Source organism: Mesobacillus sp. S13, assembly GCF_020422885.1.
In the GTDB taxonomy this organism is placed as follows: domain Bacteria; phylum Bacillota; class Bacilli; order Bacillales; family Cytobacillaceae; genus Mesobacillus; species Mesobacillus selenatarsenatis_A.
Genome location: NZ_CP084622.1, coordinates 4,257,281 through 4,276,381, shown reverse-complemented (window position 1 = coordinate 4,276,381; position 19,101 = coordinate 4,257,281). Strand labels below are relative to the sequence as shown.

20 protein-coding genes are annotated in these 19,101 nt (G+C 40.5%); 18 read left to right on the top strand and 2 right to left on the bottom strand.

All coding sequences use genetic code 11. The features are described 5' to 3' along the window. Window positions 1-197 precede the first annotated feature (197 nt). The 3 genes from LGO15_RS21880 (at window position 198) to LGO15_RS21870 (ending at window position 4,474) form a co-directional block, all read left to right on the top strand. The gene (locus LGO15_RS21880; protein WP_226085925.1) at window positions 198-2,078 is read left to right on the top strand and encodes a phosphotransferase; all 1,881 of its coding nucleotides are present in this window, start codon (window positions 198-200) and stop codon (window positions 2,076-2,078) included. Beyond that, window positions 2,068-3,066 carry a DMT family transporter gene (locus tag LGO15_RS21875; protein WP_226085923.1) on the top strand — a complete coding sequence of 333 codons (999 nt, stop codon included), beginning with the start codon at window positions 2,068-2,070 and terminating at the stop codon, window positions 3,064-3,066. The genes LGO15_RS21880 and LGO15_RS21875 overlap by 11 nt, the downstream gene beginning before the upstream one ends. Window positions 3,067-3,409: 343 nt before the next feature. Then, window positions 3,410-4,474 carry a glycosyltransferase family 4 protein gene (locus LGO15_RS21870; protein WP_226085922.1) on the top strand — a complete coding sequence of 355 codons (1,065 nt, stop codon included), beginning with the start codon at window positions 3,410-3,412 and terminating at the stop codon, window positions 4,472-4,474. A gap of 126 nt (window positions 4,475-4,600) precedes the next feature. Here LGO15_RS21870 and LGO15_RS21865 read toward each other — a convergent pair whose 3' ends face one another. Further along, complete coding sequence (locus LGO15_RS21865) at window positions 4,601-5,641, bottom strand: LCP family protein (protein WP_226085920.1); 1,041 nt, start codon at window positions 5,639-5,641, stop codon at window positions 4,601-4,603. A gap of 112 nt (window positions 5,642-5,753) precedes the next feature. Continuing rightward, window positions 5,754-6,386, bottom strand: a complete 633-nt coding sequence (locus LGO15_RS21860; protein WP_226085918.1) for a YigZ family protein — start codon at window positions 6,384-6,386, stop codon at window positions 5,754-5,756. A gap of 427 nt (window positions 6,387-6,813) precedes the next feature. Between LGO15_RS21860 and LGO15_RS21855 the strand changes: the two genes are divergently transcribed. From LGO15_RS21855 to LGO15_RS21785, 15 genes are all read left to right on the top strand, one after another. Next, a complete protein-coding gene (locus LGO15_RS21855; RefSeq protein WP_226085916.1) occupies window positions 6,814-7,956 on the top strand; it encodes a sensor histidine kinase in 1,143 nt (380 codons plus the stop codon). 73 nt (window positions 7,957-8,029) lie between these two features. After that, window positions 8,030-8,713: a response regulator gene (locus tag LGO15_RS21850; RefSeq protein WP_167833218.1), complete on the top strand. Its 684-nt coding sequence runs from the start codon at window positions 8,030-8,032 to the stop codon at window positions 8,711-8,713. 138 nt (window positions 8,714-8,851) lie between these two features. Then, window positions 8,852-9,013, top strand: coding sequence for a sporulation histidine kinase inhibitor Sda (gene sda, locus LGO15_RS21845; protein WP_226085914.1), 162 nt, complete (start codon window positions 8,852-8,854; stop codon window positions 9,011-9,013). Window positions 9,014-9,547: 534 nt separating this feature from the next. Continuing rightward, window positions 9,548-10,387, top strand: coding sequence for a DegV family protein (locus tag LGO15_RS21840; protein WP_226085913.1), 840 nt, complete (start codon window positions 9,548-9,550; stop codon window positions 10,385-10,387). Window positions 10,388-10,839: 452 nt separating this feature from the next. Continuing rightward, window positions 10,840-12,255, top strand: a complete 1,416-nt coding sequence (locus LGO15_RS21835) for an ATP-dependent helicase ComFA (protein WP_226087958.1) — start codon at window positions 10,840-10,842, stop codon at window positions 12,253-12,255. Then, the gene (locus LGO15_RS21830; protein ID WP_226085912.1) at window positions 12,252-12,959 is read left to right on the top strand and encodes a ComFC family protein; all 708 of its coding nucleotides are present in this window, start codon (window positions 12,252-12,254) and stop codon (window positions 12,957-12,959) included. The genes LGO15_RS21835 and LGO15_RS21830 overlap by 4 nt, the downstream gene beginning before the upstream one ends. A gap of 29 nt (window positions 12,960-12,988) precedes the next feature. Then, the gene (locus LGO15_RS21825; RefSeq protein ID WP_226085911.1) at window positions 12,989-13,390 is read left to right on the top strand and encodes a TIGR03826 family flagellar region protein; all 402 of its coding nucleotides are present in this window, start codon (window positions 12,989-12,991) and stop codon (window positions 13,388-13,390) included. Window positions 13,391-13,468: 78 nt separating this feature from the next. Next, complete coding sequence (gene flgM / locus LGO15_RS21820) at window positions 13,469-13,738, top strand: flagellar biosynthesis anti-sigma factor FlgM (RefSeq protein ID WP_226085910.1); 270 nt, start codon at window positions 13,469-13,471, stop codon at window positions 13,736-13,738. 56 nt (window positions 13,739-13,794) lie between these two features. Further along, window positions 13,795-14,265, top strand: a complete 471-nt coding sequence (locus LGO15_RS21815) for a flagellar protein FlgN (RefSeq protein WP_226085909.1) — start codon at window positions 13,795-13,797, stop codon at window positions 14,263-14,265. 17 nt (window positions 14,266-14,282) lie between these two features. Next, a complete protein-coding gene (gene flgK, locus LGO15_RS21810) occupies window positions 14,283-15,830 on the top strand; it encodes a flagellar hook-associated protein FlgK (RefSeq protein ID WP_226085908.1) in 1,548 nt (515 codons plus the stop codon). A 10-nt stretch (window positions 15,831-15,840) separates the two neighbouring features. Continuing rightward, a complete protein-coding gene (flgL, locus tag LGO15_RS21805; RefSeq protein ID WP_226085907.1) occupies window positions 15,841-16,731 on the top strand; it encodes a flagellar hook-associated protein FlgL in 891 nt (296 codons plus the stop codon). Between the two features lie 45 nt (window positions 16,732-16,776). After that, the gene (locus LGO15_RS21800) at window positions 16,777-17,331 is read left to right on the top strand and encodes a DUF6470 family protein (RefSeq protein WP_226085906.1); all 555 of its coding nucleotides are present in this window, start codon (window positions 16,777-16,779) and stop codon (window positions 17,329-17,331) included. A 50-nt stretch (window positions 17,332-17,381) separates the two neighbouring features. After that, window positions 17,382-17,825: a flagellar assembly protein FliW gene (gene fliW, locus LGO15_RS21795; RefSeq protein ID WP_226085905.1), complete on the top strand. Its 444-nt coding sequence runs from the start codon at window positions 17,382-17,384 to the stop codon at window positions 17,823-17,825. 3 nt (window positions 17,826-17,828) lie between these two features. Continuing rightward, the gene (gene csrA / locus LGO15_RS21790) at window positions 17,829-18,050 is read left to right on the top strand and encodes a carbon storage regulator CsrA (protein ID WP_226085904.1); all 222 of its coding nucleotides are present in this window, start codon (window positions 17,829-17,831) and stop codon (window positions 18,048-18,050) included. Between the two features lie 145 nt (window positions 18,051-18,195). Further along, window positions 18,196-18,963: a flagellin N-terminal helical domain-containing protein gene (locus LGO15_RS21785; RefSeq protein ID WP_226085903.1), complete on the top strand. Its 768-nt coding sequence runs from the start codon at window positions 18,196-18,198 to the stop codon at window positions 18,961-18,963. The last annotated feature ends 138 nt before the right edge of the window (window positions 18,964-19,101 follow it).

Below are 19,101 nucleotides of genomic sequence, written 5' to 3'. Positions count from 1 at the left end.
TTGACTGTATCTCTGTGTCTGATGATGAGAGCATTCCTAGTATCGGCTGAAAAGATTGAGTAAGAGATTCAATATTTTTACAGAAAATGACCATTTTCGAGTTTACTTTCAAATTTTGAACTGATATGATTATATCGTTCAAAAAATGAATGATTAATAAATGGTTATATAAATATTAAATTGAGAGGACGATTCGTTTGTATAACTTCTATATTTTAGAAACTATATCCAAATTCCCGGATTTAAGCCAAAAAGCGATAGCGGAAAAATGCAATATTTCAGCTGGGAAGGTAAATTATACGATCAATAAGCTTCTTGCTAACGGATTATTAGACATAAACAAGAACGGCAAGAAGTTTCAATATACAGTCACTGAATCTGGCAAAGAGTATCTTAAACAGGAGCTGGAAGAGTTTCAGTCTACTAAGGTCACTCTTCATACTAGCGGAAAAAAGCGCATCAAAAATGCAGTGATCCTTGCTGCTGGAGCTAAAAATGATTTCCAGGAGCCTGTTTGCCTGGTTCCTATTGATGAGATCACCTTGATTAACAGAACGCTGGATATCCTATCAAGGAATGGTATTGAAAAAATTGTCATAGTCACGGGTTACAAAGCCTGGGCATTTGACGCACATCCTTCAATTGCTAATCGCCCTGGTATTCACTTCGTTCATAATGCGGATTATTTATGGACAGGCTCGATGGCTTCTCTTGCTGCGGCAAGGGAATTTTTAAACGATGATTTTATATTAATTGAGGATGATATTTTAATAGAAGAAAACGCGATCATTGAGTTGCTAGACCAAAAAGAGAGGGATTGTATCCTCGTAACAAAAGAAAGTGGGTCTGGTGACGAAGCATATATTGAAATCAGGAACGGCTATTTATATAAGATTTCAAAGGACATCCATCAAATGAACCGTATAGATGGAGAGATGATTGGAGTTACGAAGGTCTCAATCGATGTTTACAGGGAAATGCTGCGACAGTTTGAATTTAATAAGAATCCTTTCATGAATTACGAATATATGCTCCTTGATATCTCTAGAAAAATAAATATTGGCTTCTTAAAAATCTCAGATATGATCTGGGCTGAGGTTGATAATACAGCTCAGCTGCAAGCTGTGATTGATAAGACTTATCCAATGTTAATAAGGAAGGAAGCACTGTTTAAAGAATACGAACTACGGCAAACAATTGCTTCAGCACTTGATATTGATGAGAATATCATCACAGAAGTAAAGCCCTTTGGAGGAATGACCAACAAAAACTTCAAAGCCACCATTGGTGATGAAGATTATGTTGTCAGGGTTTCTGGCGCAGGCACACAGGATATGATAAACAGGATCGAGGAAAAGAAAAATACAGAATTGGTAGCCGCACTCGGAATCAATCCTGAACAGCTATATTTTGATGAAACAACCGGATTGAAGATTGCACGATTCATTACAGATGCTGAGACGTTGAATCCGAAGACTGCGAAACGGCCTGAAAATATCAGGAAGGTAGCAATGACCTTAAAGAAGCTGCATTCTTCAGGCATTGAAATGATTAATGAATTTGATACATTCAAAACACTGGCGGTATATGAACTGCTGACTGATAAAGCTGGCGGAACTTATTTCGAGGATTATGAAGAAGTAAAGGACCAGGTTATTGAGCTTAAAAATTATTATGAAAAAATGCATGTGCAACCTGCACCATGCCATAATGACACGGTTCCAGAGAACTTTGTCAGAAGCACGAATGACACCCTTTATTTAATTGATTGGGAATATAGTGGAATGAATGACCCGCTGTGGGATCTCGCTGCTTTCTCATTGGAGTGCGGCTTTGATGAGAAAGAGGAAGAGCTATTTCTGAAGCAGTATTTTGACGGAACGCCAACCATCCAGGAAAGAGAACGAATTATAATCAGCAAGATATTCCAGGATTTCCTGTGGAGTGTTTGGACATTATTGAAGGAAGCCTGCGGTGACGATTTTGGGCCGTATGGACTAAACCGTTACAACCGTGCGAAAGAGAACATTCAGCTATTTAAACAAAAGTTCGGGGAGGCAGCCAAAATTGAACAGTAAAACCATCAAGGGAGCTTCGCTCGGTCTATCGTCTGGTCTTTTTTGGGCTATTGATACAATTTTAATCGGATACATCCTGGCATCGGCGACATTTATGTCTTTTGCAGAAATCGCACTTGCAGCGCCATTGATCAGTACCTTCCTACATGATTTAATGTCGTCCATCTGGATGATGATCCTGCTAGGGGTGAAAGGGGAGCTTGGGTTAACATTCAAGAAACTTAAAACGAGAAGCGGCCTTTTCGTCGTCCTTGCAGCAACTCTTGGCGGACCGGTCGGAATGACCTTTTATGTGCTGTCTGTCCAAAGTATCGGTGCTTCATTCACTGCCACGATTTCATCGATTTACCCGGCAATCGGCGCATTCTTTGCCTTTATCTTGCTGAAGGATAAATTATCCCTGAAGAATTGGGCAGGCTTATTAACAAGTATCTTGTCCATTACCTTGCTAAGTTACTCAGGAAACCTGATCAGCGGCAGCACCGTGTCCATTGGCTTGGTTTTTATACTGCTCTGCGTTTTTGGCTGGGGAATGGAATCCGTAATTGTAGCTTATGGAATGAAGGATGACCAGGTTTCTCCAATTCAGGCTCTATTGATCAGACAATTCACTTCTGCGGTCATATTTGGTCTCTTGATTATTCCGATTTTCGTCGGTCATTCAGTGACTGTGCAAGTACTCAGCACGAATGCTACTTGGCTGATTGCTTTAATTGCCTTAGCTGGTACGCTTTCTTACATCTTTTATTATCAGGCAATCAATCTTGTCGGGCCTGTACGCGCAATGGGCTTGAATATTTCCTACGCTGCCTGGGCGATCCTGATCGATGTGCTGTTCCTTGGCGGAGACTTCTCATTCAAGAACATGGTTTTTGCTGCATTAATCATGGTCGGCTCGATCTTCACGGTTATGGAGAATAAAAAGAAGCTCATTCGTGATGATGGAGATTTAATGCGGGGAAATCCTGCCTCGGCTTTTAATAAATAGTAGTTTCGGAGTCTCTTTCCATAATATACAGAAACTTTCCATGGATAAAAACATATTGATTCGAGAAGATAGACCTATTGACTGTTTAGGTCTATCTTTATTTTTGAATTTTTAGATAATTAACCTAAAAGTTTTATCTTCTCGAAAACGGGAATTCTATTTGCAATGGATATAACCTGTGTTATAATTCCTCATGATACATTTGTCGATATTAGTCTATTAAAAATTTAATCTATAAAATTAGAAACTTATTTTGTGTTTCATCGTCGAATACTTTGTTGGATTGAATTTACTTGTTTTCTTTATTACGTCTATGGGCAAGATACATTTGAGGAGGATCTTCATGGTTTATGTAACCTTAATAGTATGTTTTATCGCTTCCATCCTTATAACTCCTTTAGTTAAAAAATTGGCTTTGAAAATTGGTGCGACTGATGCACCTAATCAGCGTAAAGTACACGCAAAAGTAATGCCGCGCCTAGGCGGACTTGCCATATATATAAGCTTTGTAATCGGTCTTTTGATACTTCGTCCAGAGGCCGAGTATAATACAGCCATTATTTTAGGAAGCTTGATCATCATCATCACTGGCGTACTGGATGACATGATGGAACTATCTGCAAAAATCAAGATGCTTGGACAACTTGCCGCAGCAGGCCTTGTAGTAGTCTGGGGCGGAGTCCAGGTTACATTCATCAACATTCCATTCATCGATTCACAAATCCAATTTGGATTTTTGAGCATACCGATCACTATTTTCTGGATTGTTGGTATTACGAATGCGATTAACCTGATTGATGGGTTGGATGGACTGGCAGCTGGAGTTTCATCTATTGCCTTGATCACCATTTCTGGAATGGCGATTATCATGGGTGACCAGTATACAGTCATGCTTGCATCCATTGTTTTAGCATCAACGCTTGGCTTCTTGATTTATAACTTCCACCCGGCAAAAATATTCATGGGTGATACAGGTGCTTTGTTTCTTGGATACATGATTGCAGTCTTATCATTACTGGGATTCAAAAACGTAACATTCATTTCATTCATTGTCCCGGTTATTATACTCGGAGTACCAATTTCTGATACATTTTTTGCGATCATCCGCAGGATTGTCAATAAACAGCCGCTTTCTGCGCCAGATAAATCACATTTGCACCACTGCTTGCTTCGCCTTGGTTATACACATAGACAAACAGTGCTAATGATTTATGCAATGGCTGCATTCTTCGGATTAGCAGCAGTCATCTTTTCACAAGCAAAGCTTTGGGGATCTTTTGTACTGATTGCGATTCTCCTTCTGCTTATTGAGATCATTGCTGAAAGCATTGGACTTGTCGGTAAAAACTACAGACCATTATTAAAAATATTCAGGACAGTGAAATATTCACAAGCGAGAGACCGCTAAATATGGAATAACCCTTTGCCTCAAGGCAAAGGGTTATTTTTTAGGTTTGGAATACTAATACAGTGGTAAATGGATTAGAAAGGAGTCACTATTTTTTTATGTATCAGTCCAATAAAAAAACCCTTCTTAATTAGAAGGGTCTTGTGAAGCAGTTTCGTTTGTATTGATTGATGTCGATTCAATTGATGATGAATCATTACCAGCAAGGTTAAGGTGGGTTTGCAGTTTAAGCTTCGTTTCCTGGAGAGCAGCTTCATCAAGTTGATAGTAGTAAGCTCCGCCGAGGGTTAAATCAGAACCTGCAAGTGTTAATGTTTCAGTGTTAAGATTTTTTCCTGCAGTAGCAAACTCAATGAAGGACTTCATTTCATCAAAACTTAAATCGGTGGTCATATTGTCGCCAACTGCCTCGATAACATTCGCATATTTTGTAACAGATCCAGCAGATGCAGCTTTAGAGATAATCGCTTTGATAATTTCCTGCTGACGTTTGCCGCGTTCAATATCATTGTCATAGTGTCTAGTTCTTGCAAGTGCCAATGCTTCTTCGCCGTCTAAAGTTTGTAATCCTTCCGTAAGCCTGATTGCTCCGGCACGGTCGTTTGAATCCTGTTCAACGAGGTTGTAAGGAACATTCACTTCAATACCGTTTAATGCATCAATAACATCAATGAATGCATTAAAATTCATTTTCACATAATAATCAATAGGTACATCCAATAAATCTTCCACTGTTTCAAGGGTCAATTCAACTCCCCCATAAGCATGGGCATGGTTGATTCTCGTTTTGTTTGTTCGGCCAGGAATGGATACGTAGGAATCACGTGGAATGCTCAACAGTTTAATCGACTTGTCATTTTGGTTGAAAGTCGCAAGCATCAATGCATCTGTTCTTGAGCCTTTCTCGAACTTCCTAGTCTCGCTGTCATCTACTCCGATAAAGAGAACAGAAATATTCTCTTCGAATGGATCCACATCTGGACGAGTCTTTTCACGTTCAATTGGTTTGTACGATTTTTCCATAACGGTTTCGGCTTTTGTATATAAGAATGCTCCATATCCAGCAGCAGCCACAAAAATCAATAGTATAGGCATCAAAATCCAACGGACAAGTCTTTTTCTCTTCCTTCTCTTGCTATTAAGAGAAGAGCGTCGTTCAGAAACCATGATATTCTCCTTTTCCTTAAATAGGTATATGTGTCTAAAAACTTTGGGAATTATTAATTCGCCTAAACTTCATTTTACAATTTATTTCTTCTATAGTAAATTCAAATTTTTGTCAGAGGTCTTCCTCCATATAAATAACCTCTCCATCATGGATTTCTGCCTGACCATTAGATAGTTCGACCATCCATTCGGTAAACTCGTTTTTCTTTGCTTCCTCAACATAGGTTTCCAATGTTACCTTATCGAGATAATGGATATGTTTTAATTGATAAACTGATGATCGTAGTTCATTTTCTACTTTTCCAAGCAGAGTATAATCAATCGTCGTGTGCATCACCTGCATCAGCTTCCGTTCAACAATACCCGTTGCTGAAAGTCCTTCAGAGGTTGCTTTCCCATAAGCACGAATCAGCCCGCCTGCCCCAAGTTTTATACCGCCGAAATATCTAGTTACGACAACGACCGTATCTTTTAATTGTTTCTTTTTAAGGACTTCGAGAATGGGAACGCCGGCAGTGCCGCTTGGTTCGCCATCATCATTCGCTTTCTGGATTTGATCATTCTCTCCGATCAGATAGGCTGAGCAGTTATGGGTTGCATTCCAGTTCTTCTTTTTTATGTCCATGATAAACTGCTGTGCTTGTTCCTCTGTTTCGGCCCTAGAGATATACGCAATGAACCGAGACTTTTGAATCTCTATTTCGTTGATTCCATGTCCTTTTACAGTAAAGTAGCTAGGAAGCATGTCTCCTGCTCCTCTCTATTAAAAATTTTCCCAATAGATTGCGGCCACCTTCACATCGATTTCTATTTTCCCGAAACGGTGTTAATGCTACAATTCATATAATCATTATAAGTATCAAGTTAGCCACAAACAACATGTCTTATGATTGTAATATAACTTTAATACAGGGCAAGTGTTTGAATGTTATAATAGTTAGTGGTCTGACAGCCTTTCATTGTTGCGGAAACATTATTTGGAAGAAAGTTTTTTGTATGCAATTGGAGGTTTATCTCCTAGAATTATAGGATATAAGACTTAGAATGAAAAATCAAAACTATGTCTTTATGACGATTTTTGTTAAAAATGGCATGATTTTCTTGTTGATATTAGTAACAAATAACTTTTCACGCTAAAATATCATTAAGTGCCACCCGTGGGGGAGTTATTCATGGTAATTAAACAATTCGACAGCAAAACACTGGATATCATTTTGGAAAAAATGATAGAGACTGTCGGTAACAGCAAAGATGAAATCTTCCGAATTGGAGAAGAATGCAGGAATGACTTTGAATCTATCACGCAGGAGCTCCAGGAAATCAAGCGAAAAGTCGCACAGATCATTAATGAGGGCGATAAGCTTGAAATGCAGGTAAGGTCTGCGAGGAAGCGGCTTTCTGAAGTGAGCAAGCATTTTAAAGATTACACTGAAATACAAGTCAGGGAAGCATATGAAGTTGCTCATAAGCTTCAGATGGACCTGACATTGAACCGACAGACAGAAAAACAGCTCCGTGAAAAACGCGACGATCTAGAGCGGAGATTGATTGGTCTAAACGAAACGATTGAACGGGCAGAACATCTTGTTTCCCAAATCTCAGTAGTCATGAACTATATGATGAGTGATATAAGGAAAATGGGTGAAGCGCTTGAAACGGCAAAAGAAAAACAGGACTTCGGACTAAAAATCATACAAGCTCAGGAAGAAGAGCGTAAACGCCTTTCACGTGAGATTCATGACGGTCCAGCACAGATGCTGGCAAATGTGATGATGCGCTCGGATTTGATTGAAAAGGTTTATAAAGAGCGAAGCGCAAACGAAGCAATCAAAGAAATCAAGGATATGAAAAAAATGGTGCGAAGCGCACTATATGAGGTCCGAAGAATCATTTATGACTTAAGGCCAATGGCTCTTGACGACCTCGGTCTTGTTCCTACCCTCAAAAAATATTTACAGACAATCGAAGAGTATCATAGTTCCACAAAAATTGAATTCATTAATATTGGGACCGATCATCGACTCCCTGCTAAGTATGAAGTTGCGCTGTTCCGAATGGTTCAGGAATCGGTTCAAAATGCGCTCAAGCATGCGAATGCTCATTTGATCCAGGTGAAGCTGGAGATTAAAAAAGACAATGTTATGGTAGTCATAAAAGACGATGGAAATGGTTTCGATATCAACGACAGGAAGCCTGAGTCTTTTGGCATCCTTGGAATCAAGGAAAGAGTCGAACTGCTTGAAGGTGAGCTCGCCATTCATTCAAAAATTAGTGCAGGGACGCTGGTTATTATCCAAATACCATTGAATCATTAAAAAGAGCAATTGCGGCTATAGCCGCCACTAGAGATAAAAAATAGAGACAGAAGCCGTAAGGGAGGGCGAATGTATGACAACCAAGATTGTCATTATTGACGACCATCAATTATTCAGAGAAGGGGTAAAACGGATCCTGGATTTTGAACCGTCTTTTGAAGTAGTTGCTGAAGGAGACGATGGCAGCGAAGCAATCCAGCTAGTTGATCAGCATCAGCCAGACGTTGTCATTATGGATATCAACATGCCTAATACAAATGGTGTGGAAGCGACAGCTAACCTGATTGAAAAGTATCCAGAGTCAAAGGTTATCATTCTATCCATCCATGATGATGAAAATTATGTAACCCATGCACTTAGAACTGGCGCAACAGGTTATCTATTAAAAGAAATGGATGCCGATGCATTAGTCGAAGCTGTAAAAGTAGTTGCAGATGGGGGCTCATATCTGCACCCGCGTGTAACCCACAACCTGGTAAAAGAATACCGACGTCTTTCTGAGGATGAAAATGGACAAGATAAGTATGTTTCCCCTGTGGAAATACGACGTCCGCTTCACCTGCTGACTCGCCGCGAATGTGAAGTCCTCCAGCTTTTAGCCGATGGCAAGAGCAACAGAGGAATTGGTGAAGCGCTGTTTATCAGTGAGAAGACAGTCAAGAACCACGTAAGCAATATTTTGCAAAAAATGAATGTTAACGACCGTACCCAGGCAGTAGTAGTTGCCATAAAGAATGGATGGGTAGAAGTTCGATAACAAAAGAAACCACATTTGTCGACATGATGAATGTGGTTTTTTGTCGTTTTTTGTTGGAAAAATACGACAAAAAAACCGCCAGAGATTTACAAAATCTTAATAAATTCCGATATAATTAGGGAACAGTAAATCGAAGGGGTGGTCAAAATATCTACGCTATTGGACTTAACAGATGAAAAATTACTAGAAGCTTACCAAAAGGCTACTCTGTTAAATTTAGATGTAACCTTTATTGAAATGCTGGAAGAAGAAATTAATAATAGAGGATTGGAAAGTTCAAATTGTTCATACGTCTCTTAAATTTGTAACGCTGTGCAATCGATTGCCAGCGTTTTTTAATTTTATCAGATACAGATTCGGGTGATTGGCCGGTGGAAGGTGATATAGAAACCTATAATCCTGAAATTTGGTGCAGAACTACTTGGATTTTGGCTGGGAAAAATCAGCTGTTTTTTCCAGTTCGCTATATAAACGAAAAAGTCGCTATATAAATGACGAAATCGCTATAAAAACAAGAAAGTCGCTATATAAGTGATAAACTCGCTATAAAAACAAAAATGTCGCTGTAAAAATTATTTTTCTTTGATAAAAGTTTTCTGCCACTACTTTTCGTGCAAAACTAATCAAGGTCAAACCGCAGGGAAATGAGTGCAAACCCAAAAAGGTCTTATAAGAAACAATATGAGACACGAAAACTGTACTATCCAACCAGTTTCCGCACTTCCAAAATTCTTTACCCAAATAGTTTTCCTGAAAGAATGCATTTTGCAGGAAGTTCATATAAAATGGGATTGTACATACTGTAGAGAAAAACATAAGGATGGTAATATTATAATGAAAACGGCAGTTATCACGGATAGCACTGCTTACATCCCGAAAGAGTTGCGGGAGAAATGGAATATCCACATGATTCCGTTGAGCGTGATTTTCGATCATGAGACATATAGAGAAGATATAGATATAAGTGCAGAAGAGTTTTACGAGGAAGTGAAGCATCGTGAGCTTCCGACGACTTCTATGCCTCCGATTGGCGAGTTCGTCGAGCTTTTTGAAAAATTGGCCAAGGATTACGACTCGGTAATAAGTATCCATTTGTCGAGCGGGATTAGCGGCACGTACCAGGGCGCAGTGAGTGCAGGGGAAATGGTAGATGGTATAAAGGTATATCCATTTGATTCTGAAATCAGCGCCATGGTCCAAGGTTTTTATGCGCTGGAAGCTGCAGAGTTGGCAAAGCAGGGTGTTGAGCCTGAGAAGATCATCGAGCGCTTGAATGAAGTGAAGAAATCCATTTGTGCATACTTCATGGTGGACGATTTAAGCCACCTTCAGCGCGGCGGCCGGTTATCCAGTGCCCAGGCGTTGATCGGAAGCTTATTGCAGGTGAAGCCTTTGCTTCATTTTGAGGACAAGAAGATTGTGCCGTATGAAAAGGTCCGTACTCGTAAGAAGGCGATGAACCGTGTCGTTGAATTGTTAGCGGAAGATGCCAACAGCGGCGATGAGTACCGGGCGGTTGTCATCCATGCCAATCGTGAAGCACAAGCACTAGAATGGAAAAGCGAGCTAGAGGCTCAGTTCCCGAATGTTGAATTCATGTTAAGCTACTTTGGCCCAGTCATCGGAACCCATCTTGGAGAAGGATCAATGGGGATGGGCTGGTACAAGAAATAACTACGGAAAAGTTCTTACAACTATGATGAAGCGCCAGATCCGTGTAGGGGGATTTGGCGTTTTTTTCTTTGTCCAGCTCCAGCGCCTATCCCCTCGATTCGCTTCGGTCCGCCCAATGAAGTCAAAGAACTACTTCACCGGTCGGCCCTCCAGCGCTTGTCGGGGCTGACCAAGGCGCTTGCGCTTTTCTGATTGTCCACATAAAAACAGTAGTTATCAACAAAAAAATCCACTTACTAACAGATATTTTACATACTACCTTTACTTATCCACAGTAATAACCGCTTACATTAACTCGAACAGACACTTACCAACAAAATAACCCACATTATCCACATAAAAACCGTGTTATCCACATGAAAATCCACAAAAGGCTGTGATTAACTTTGATAAAAGAAGAAAATTTAATTCCCAACACTGAATATTCTGTTGATGAATGGGTATTCACCGACATGGAACTTCCGCAGTTGCCCCCGTTATCCACAAATCGCTCTTTCCACTACAATCCTGAACTACAAAGATTGCTGACTGGAAAACAGCTGCTATTGGAGGATTTGCCTTTTTTGATGGAAGAAATACAGAAGCACCATGAACTAAGTTATTTAGCATACCGCAAGGGAGTTAAGCAGAAGCCACTTTCCTGTACAAGATGCGGTACGACAGATCCTTCATGGTTTGCGGAGTTTCCCTGTTCGCGTTGTGGAAAAGCAGATTTCTATTGCCGCAAGTGTTTGATGATGGGGAGGGTGAGTGAATGCACGTCGCTTGTCAGCTGGGCTGGACCGGAACCGGGGTTTGATCAAGTGACGGAGCCACTTCAGTGGAGAGGTGAATTGTCAGAAGGGCAGAAGGCTGCTTCTCTAAGAGTTGTGGAAGCTGTGGAAAACTCATCAGAGCTGCTTGTCTGGGCAGTTGCAGGGGCAGGTAAAACGGAAGTGTTATTTGCCGGGATTGCACAGGCTTTATCCACAGGCAAACGGGTATGTGTGGCTACTCCTAGGACGGATGTGGTTTTGGAATTGGCACCTCGATTGAAAAAAGTGTTTCCAAATATAAAGATTGCTGCTCTCTATGGCGGCAGTGAAGACCGTCATGAGTATGCCCAGCTTACCATCGCCACAACGCATCAGCTGCTTCGCTTTTACAGGTCGTTCGACGTGATGATTGTGGATGAAGTCGATGCCTTTCCTTATTCAATTGACGAAACTCTCCAATATGCCGTTCAGCAATCCAGAAAACCAACTTCCTCGTTGATTTACTTAACTGCCACCCCTAAAAGACAATGGCAGAAGGAATGTCGTTTAGGAAAAAGAAATTATGTTACGATTCCTGCCCGCTTTCATAGGCATCCGCTGCCGGTACCACAGTTTGTGTGGTCCGGGAACTGGGAGAAAAAACTGTCTAAAGGGAAACTTCCTCCAAATATTATGAAATGGATAGAAGCTAGATTAGCCAGAGGCAAACAAGCACTGATTTTTGCTCCAAAAATCAAATCCATAGACAAAATCCTCACCCTCTTTCGTCAATTGCATCCTCTCATTGAAATGGTCCATGCAGAAGATCCTGACAGAAAAGAAAAAGTCATGAAGTTTCGAAACAAAGAAATCCCCATCTTGCTTACCACAACCATCCTTGAACGAGGTGTTACGATCCCTAATATCGATGTTGCCGTGATCGGGTCGGAGGACAGGGTTTTTACCGAGAGCGCTCTCGTTCAGATTGCCGGGCGGGCAGGAAGGAGTGCTGAGTATCCGACAGGGAGTGTTACGTTTTTTCATTATGGTAAAACCGAAGCGATGCTCAGTGCCAGAAGCCAGATTATGATGATGAATAAAGAAGGAATCAAGAAAGGGCTGATTGATGTATGAAAGGGGATCACTGTCTGATTTGCCATGCGGAGGTTGAAGCTATTCTGTCTTGGAACACTCTTCTTGGCATAAAAGAAGTCTCAAAGGTTTGCAGAGAATGCAAAGAGAACTTTGCTCCGATCACAGGTGAAGTATGCGAGATGTGCGGCAGGCCATTTGCCTTTTTGGAAGCGGAGTATAGATTGGGTAATCTATGCTTCGATTGCAAGCGATGGGAGGAAGATGAGCACTGGAGTGGGAGCCTAGATCGAAACCGCTCACTTTATCGGTATACCGATTTTACAAAAGATGTGCTGGCCCAATTCAAATTCCGCGGGGACTATGTACTTGCGGAGATTTTTTCGGAAGATCTCCGACAGGCTTTGCAAGCTTTGCAATATGATTATGTTGTTCCCATCCCGCTCAGTGAAGAACGACTATATGAAAGAGGTTTCAACCAGGCGGAAGCCATAATTACCACAGCTGGCTTTGAATCAACCCAACTGTTATCCAGAGTCCATACCGAAAAACAGTCAAAAAAATCGCGTTCAGATCGAATTCATCTACAGCAGGTCTTCAAATTCGATTCAGACCTAAATCTAAACAGTAAAACAATTGTGCTGATTGACGATATATATACTACAGGCTCAACGCTGAGGCATGCGGCCAAAATACTAAGGGAAAATGGAGCGGCGAAGGTGTATTCATTCACTTTGGCACGCTGATTGAGATAAAATTGAAGGAGGAAGGGACCTTGGACCTTCAAAATTGCCAAAAATGTGATTCGCTATATGTGAAAAATAAATTTCGTGATGTTTGTGAAAAATGCTGGAAAGAAGAAGAGGCAGCGTATGATACAGTGGCTAAGTTCATGAGAAAGCGTGAAAATAGAGCTGCGACAATCATACAAGTTGTAGAAGCTACAGGTGTCTCTGAAGAGTTGATTTTAAAGTTCATTAAAGCAGGCAGGTTCCAACTTACACAATTTCCGAACTTTGGCTATCCATGTGATAAATGTGGAAGCATTATACGTGAAGGAAGACTCTGCGCATCCTGTTCAAGCAGTCTAAGAGCTGATTTGAAAACGGTTGAATATGAGGAACAAAGAAAGCGAGAACTGGCAAAACGTGCGACTTTTTTCACGCACAGAGATTAGGTGAAAAGAATCATTAAATATCGGCGGATGATTGCCGATAATAAAAGTAGAAATCGTTCTGAAAGTGAGGTTTAGACGATGAAAATAAATAATAACTTTGGCCCATCGGGGATCAATCCATATAAACGCCAGATGAACAAACTGGATGCAGCAGCATCTTCGCAAAATAAAAAGGCTGATAAGGTGGAGATTTCTTCGACTGCAAAAGAAATGCAGCAGCTTTCCCAGATTTCTGTGGATCGCAAGCAAAAGGTTGAGGAATTGAAAATCCAGGTGGAAAACGGAACGTATAAACTGGATTCAAAAGAAACAGCAAAGAGTATCATCAATTTCTATCGTAATAAATAAGGAAAATACTCGTCTCGCAGCGAGTGTTTCTTTATGCCTAATAAGGAGGGCAGTCTATGTCTGCTGAATCACTTACTGTCATCATGAATAAAATGCTTAAATTGCATAAAAGCCTTTACGAATTGACGGTTAAGAAAACCGGTATCGTGAAAAAAGGAGACACAGCTGCCCTCGATCAGCTCTTGAAGGATGAGCAAGCACATATGGCTGCGATCAATAAGCTGGAGCAAGAGCGGCAGGCTGTATCTAGAAGTATTTCCCCCGATGCGTCTTTACAGGAAATAGCAGAGGCAAATCCAGTGGAGAAGAATCAGCTTCTAAAAATTAAAGCAGATCTAGTAGAGGTCATTTCAGAAATAAAGGCTCGGAATGAATTAAACCAGCAAATGATCCATCAGTCATTGCAATTCATCAATTTTTCAAAAAGTCTTGTGATGCCGCAGGAAAAGGAAATCAATTACGGACCACCAGCCGGCAAAAAAGCAAAGCCTGGTCAATCACCGGGAATGTTCAACTCAAAAGCATAATATTTGGAGGAACGAAAATGCGTTCAACCTTTATGGGATTAGAAACAGCGCGCCGCGGAATGTTCACGCAACAGAGCGCTTTACATACAACCGGACACAATATTTCAAATGCGAACACACCTGGTTATACACGTCAGCGCATTAACTTTGAGCAAACAGAACCTTACCCAAATGCGTCGCTTAACCGCCCGCAGATTCCTGGGCAGGTAGGAACAGGCGTCAAGGCTGGATCGATCCAGCGTGTGAGGGAAAGCTTTCTGGATATCCAGTACCGCAGTGAAAATAATAAGCTGGGCTACTGGGAAACTAGGGCTGAGGCGTACACAAAACTTGAGGAAGTATTGAATGAGCCTTCTGAATCTGGCCTTGCGAAGACGATGGACCAGTTTTGGCAGTCGCTGCAGGACTTAGCGGTGAACCCGACAAATCCGGGGGCGCGATCCGTTGTTCGCCAGCGTGGGATTGCTGTTGCAGAAACGTTCAACTATCTTCACAATTCTCTTTCTTCCATTCAACGAGATTTGAAGAATGAGGTCTCTGTTACCGAAAAAGAAATTAATTCGTTAACTTATCAGATTAGTAAAATTAACGGTCAGATAGCAGATGTCGAACCACATGGTTATTTGCCAAACGATTTATATGATGAGCGCGACCGTTTGATCGATCAATTAGCGTCACTGGTGAATATTAAAGTTGATTACACAAACTCAGGTGGCGGCTCACTTAAAATGGCTGATGGACAGGCAGTCATCAAGATGGTCAGTGACAGCGGGAAAGAGCTAGGGATCCTTGTCAGCGGTGACCGTAATAACAATCTGACTGTAAACTTTGATGGCGCAGATGAATCGGTTAAGACGTTATCTATTGGCGATTCTAAGTTTAACTTTACAGAATTAAATTCAACAGGAAAGCTTAAAGCTTTAGTAGATTCATATGGGTATGAAGCAAATGGCAAGGTGGCTGGAGTTTATCCTGAAATGATCACCGAGTTGGATAACCTTGCATTTACCTTTGCGACGGAGTTTAACAATGTGCACAAGGAAGGAATGAGCCCTAATGACATTGCTAACAAGACGAAGGCTGGTAATGCATTTTTTGCTGATTCCGAGAATGCTGATCTTCAACGTAAAGGGTTTGCAAGCAGGATTCAGTTGGCAGATGCAATCAATCAGAGCTTGGATAACATCGCAACTGCTGATGGGTCAGACATTGCGAATGCGACAATCGGTGATTCTACGAATATCTTAAAGCTTGCAAATATCATTAATGATAAGTTTGATTATGCCGGAGATAACGAACAAGCCAACTTCCGTAATTACTATGAAGGTGTAATCGGCGGCATGGCAGTTAAGTCGCAAGAAGCTGTCCGGCTTACTCAAAATAGCGGCTCACTGAGAGAGTCGGTGGAAAATCGCCGGAAGTCAGTTAGCTCAGTATCATTAGACGAAGAAATGACAAATATGATCCAGTTCCAGCATGCCTACAACGCATCAGCCCGAATGATTACCCTCCAGGACGAAATGCTCGATAAAATCATCAACGGCATGGGAACCGTAGGAAGATAGGTGAAATGAAATGCGCATAACACAATCAATGCTTTCTTCCAATTCATTAAGAAACCTAAGCGAAAGCTACCGCCGTATGGGACAGTACCAAGATCAGCTTTCTACAGGTAAAAAAATTACTAAGCCTTCCGATGATCCGGTTGTAGCGATGAAAGGGATGTTTTACCGCTCAGGATTGACGGAAGTTGAGCAGTATAAGAGGAACCTTTCTGAACTTTATTTGTGGATGGAGAATTCTGAGGCTGGTTTGGAGCAAGCAAATAACGGACTACAGCGTGTCCGGGAATTAGTGATACAAGCGAAAAATGGAACTCTCAGTTCGACTGATAGAGAAGCAGTAGCTCGAGAAATCGAACAGATTAAGAGCGATTTAGTGCAAGTTGCAAATACCCAGGTGTCTGGCCGATATATATTCCATGGAACGGACACCGAGCATCCGCCGGTACCAATTGAAAATCCTCCAACAGTAGCGGCAAACCTATCAGACCCATCAATAAATAACTATAAGGTGGAGATATCGCACGGAGTCTCATTAAGAGCGAATGTTAATCCTGCTAATGTATTTAACCAAGAGCTATTTAGTGTGGTACAAAATATACAAACTGCCTTTGAAAATAATACCCCTGCTGATTTAAATGGGGTATTAGTTGAACTTGATAAAAAGATTGATAGTCTGATCGCCGAACGATCAGAGTTAGGGGCACGCTATAATCGTCTTGAAATGGTTGATTACCGTATCAGCCAGCAAGAAGTAATTGCAAATAGGGTCTTGTCAGATAATGAAGATGCTGATATTGAAAAAGTCATTACTGATTTAAAGACCCAGGAGAGTGTCCACCGGGCAGCACTAGGAGTTGGTGCACGAATATTGCAGCCTACGCTTTTAGACTTTTTAAGATAAGCTATTCTCATTGGGAATAGCTTTTTTTTCTAGGAGGGAATGTTCATGCGACTACCGCAGATTCGTTTGCATTCTACATCGGGACAAATACAAATAAAGACAGTAAATTCGCAGTTGGCAATTGAGCAGCCTAAAGCAGAATTAAATATTCAACAGCCTAAAGCCGAGCTTGATATTGAGCGTACGGCATCAAAGTTAACAATCGATCAAACAAAAGCAAGGGAAGATATGGATTTAAAGAATATTTCAAGACGAATTGAAGAAGCTGCTGAACAAGGGTATCAAGATTGGCTTGCTGGACTTGCGCGTGTTGCCCAAGATGGTGATGAATTAATGATGATTGAAAACGGTGGTCATCCCCTTGCTTCCCAGGCAAAAAGAAACAGCGAGCCAACGAATTTAGAATTTAATATAGGATGGATTCCTTCAGCAGGCAGTGTAAAGATTGAATATGAACCGACGAAACTTGATATTAATTGGAGGGTAAATAAGCCGATTATTGAAACTCAAGTAAATAAGCCGATTTTTTCCTCGACACCAGGTTTGGTTGAAATTTCGCTCAAGCAGTATCCAGCTTTAAAAATAGACTTTGAAATGTAAAGCATGTAGGCATAAGTTATGAACAATTTATAATAAGGGAATGATGAAAAATGAAGATCTTTACCAAGTATCACGGTGATGTTGAAATAAATCCCAATGAAGTTTTATCCTTTGACAAAGGAATCCCTGGTTTCCCGGATGAAAAGGAGTTTGTTATACTTCCACTTTCGGATGATAACTACTTCTATATTATGCAATCACTAACAATACCAAGCGTAGCATTTGTAGTAACCAATCCCTTTACCTTTTTTAAGGAATATGAATTTAAAATGGAAGATTCTTTCGTAGAGGATCTCGGACTTAAATCTCAAGAAGATGTGAGTGTATATTCTATTCTTACTGTAGAAGATCCATTTGAAAAAACAACAGCGAACCTGCAAGCTCCAATAATCATTAATTCAAAGAATAATAAGGCGAAACAATTAATATTACATGAAGAAGGTTATAAAACAAAACACCCAATCTTTAAGAAGGATGTAGTAAAGGGGGGATAGAAGATGCTTGTATTGACTAGGAAGAATGGGGAAAGCATTAAAATTGGAGAGGACATTGAAATAACAGTGATTTCCTCAAAAAATGATCAAGTTAAACTAGGTATAAAAGCCCCCAGAAATATAGAAATATTTCGTAAAGAAATTCTTGAATTAATTCAGGAGGAAAACCAGCAAGCTTCTAAAGACATTTCTAACCTGATTATTAATTTTAAGGCACAAAAATAAAAAAAGATTTAAAAACTATTAAACAAATATATTTGTTCGACGATAATAATAGTGTAAAGGGAAATGGGCGGCCGACATTATTTCCCTGAGCTAATCATTTCGGTTCACATGGATGTGGACCAAACATTCAAGGAGGAAAAAAATAATGAGAATCAACCACAATATCGCAGCGTTAAACACGCACCGCCAGTTAGGTAATGCTAACAACGCTCAAATGAAGTCGATGGAAAAGCTATCTTCAGGTCTTCGTATCAATCGTGCAGCTGATGATGCAGCTGGTCTATCCATCTCTGAAAAAATGCGCGGTCAGGTTCGTGGATTAGAACAAGCTTCTAAGAATGCTCAAGATGGTATTTCTTACATCCAAACTGCTGAAGGTGCATTGAACGAAGTTAGTGACATGCTAGTACGTTTGAAAGAATTATCAGTACAGAAAGCTAACGGCACATACAACACTGAAGATATTGCGAACCTCGATCTTGAAATGACCCAATTGGGAACTCAAATTGATAAGATCATTTCTGATACAGAGTTTAATGGAACTAACGTATTTGCTGGTACGATTGATATTGTAATTAGTGATGATGACACCGATGTATTTGCAGTAGGTCTCACTGTTGCAGCACAAACTTTATCATCTGCCTCTGCTACATCAGCCATTGAAACTTCTATTGATACTATCAATACTGCAAGGTCCACTTTCGGTGCGCATCAGAATCGATTAGAGCACACTATCAATAACCTAAACACTACTGCAGAAAACTTAACTTCTGCAGAATCACGTATCCGAGACGTTGATATGGCAAAAGAGATGATGAACCAAACTAAGAACTCTATCCTTGCTCAAGCTTCTCAAGCTATGCTTGCTCAAGCTAACCAACAGCCGCAGGGAGTTCTTCAACTTCTTCGTTAATTTTAAACTTATGAGGTTTGTCCAATGGACAAACCTCTTTTTCTGTTGATTAATAATTGAAGAGTAACTTCTTATAAATTTCTTAAAAATAAAACTTATGGGTATAAATACCTTTTAATATTGGGTCTATTGTATTAT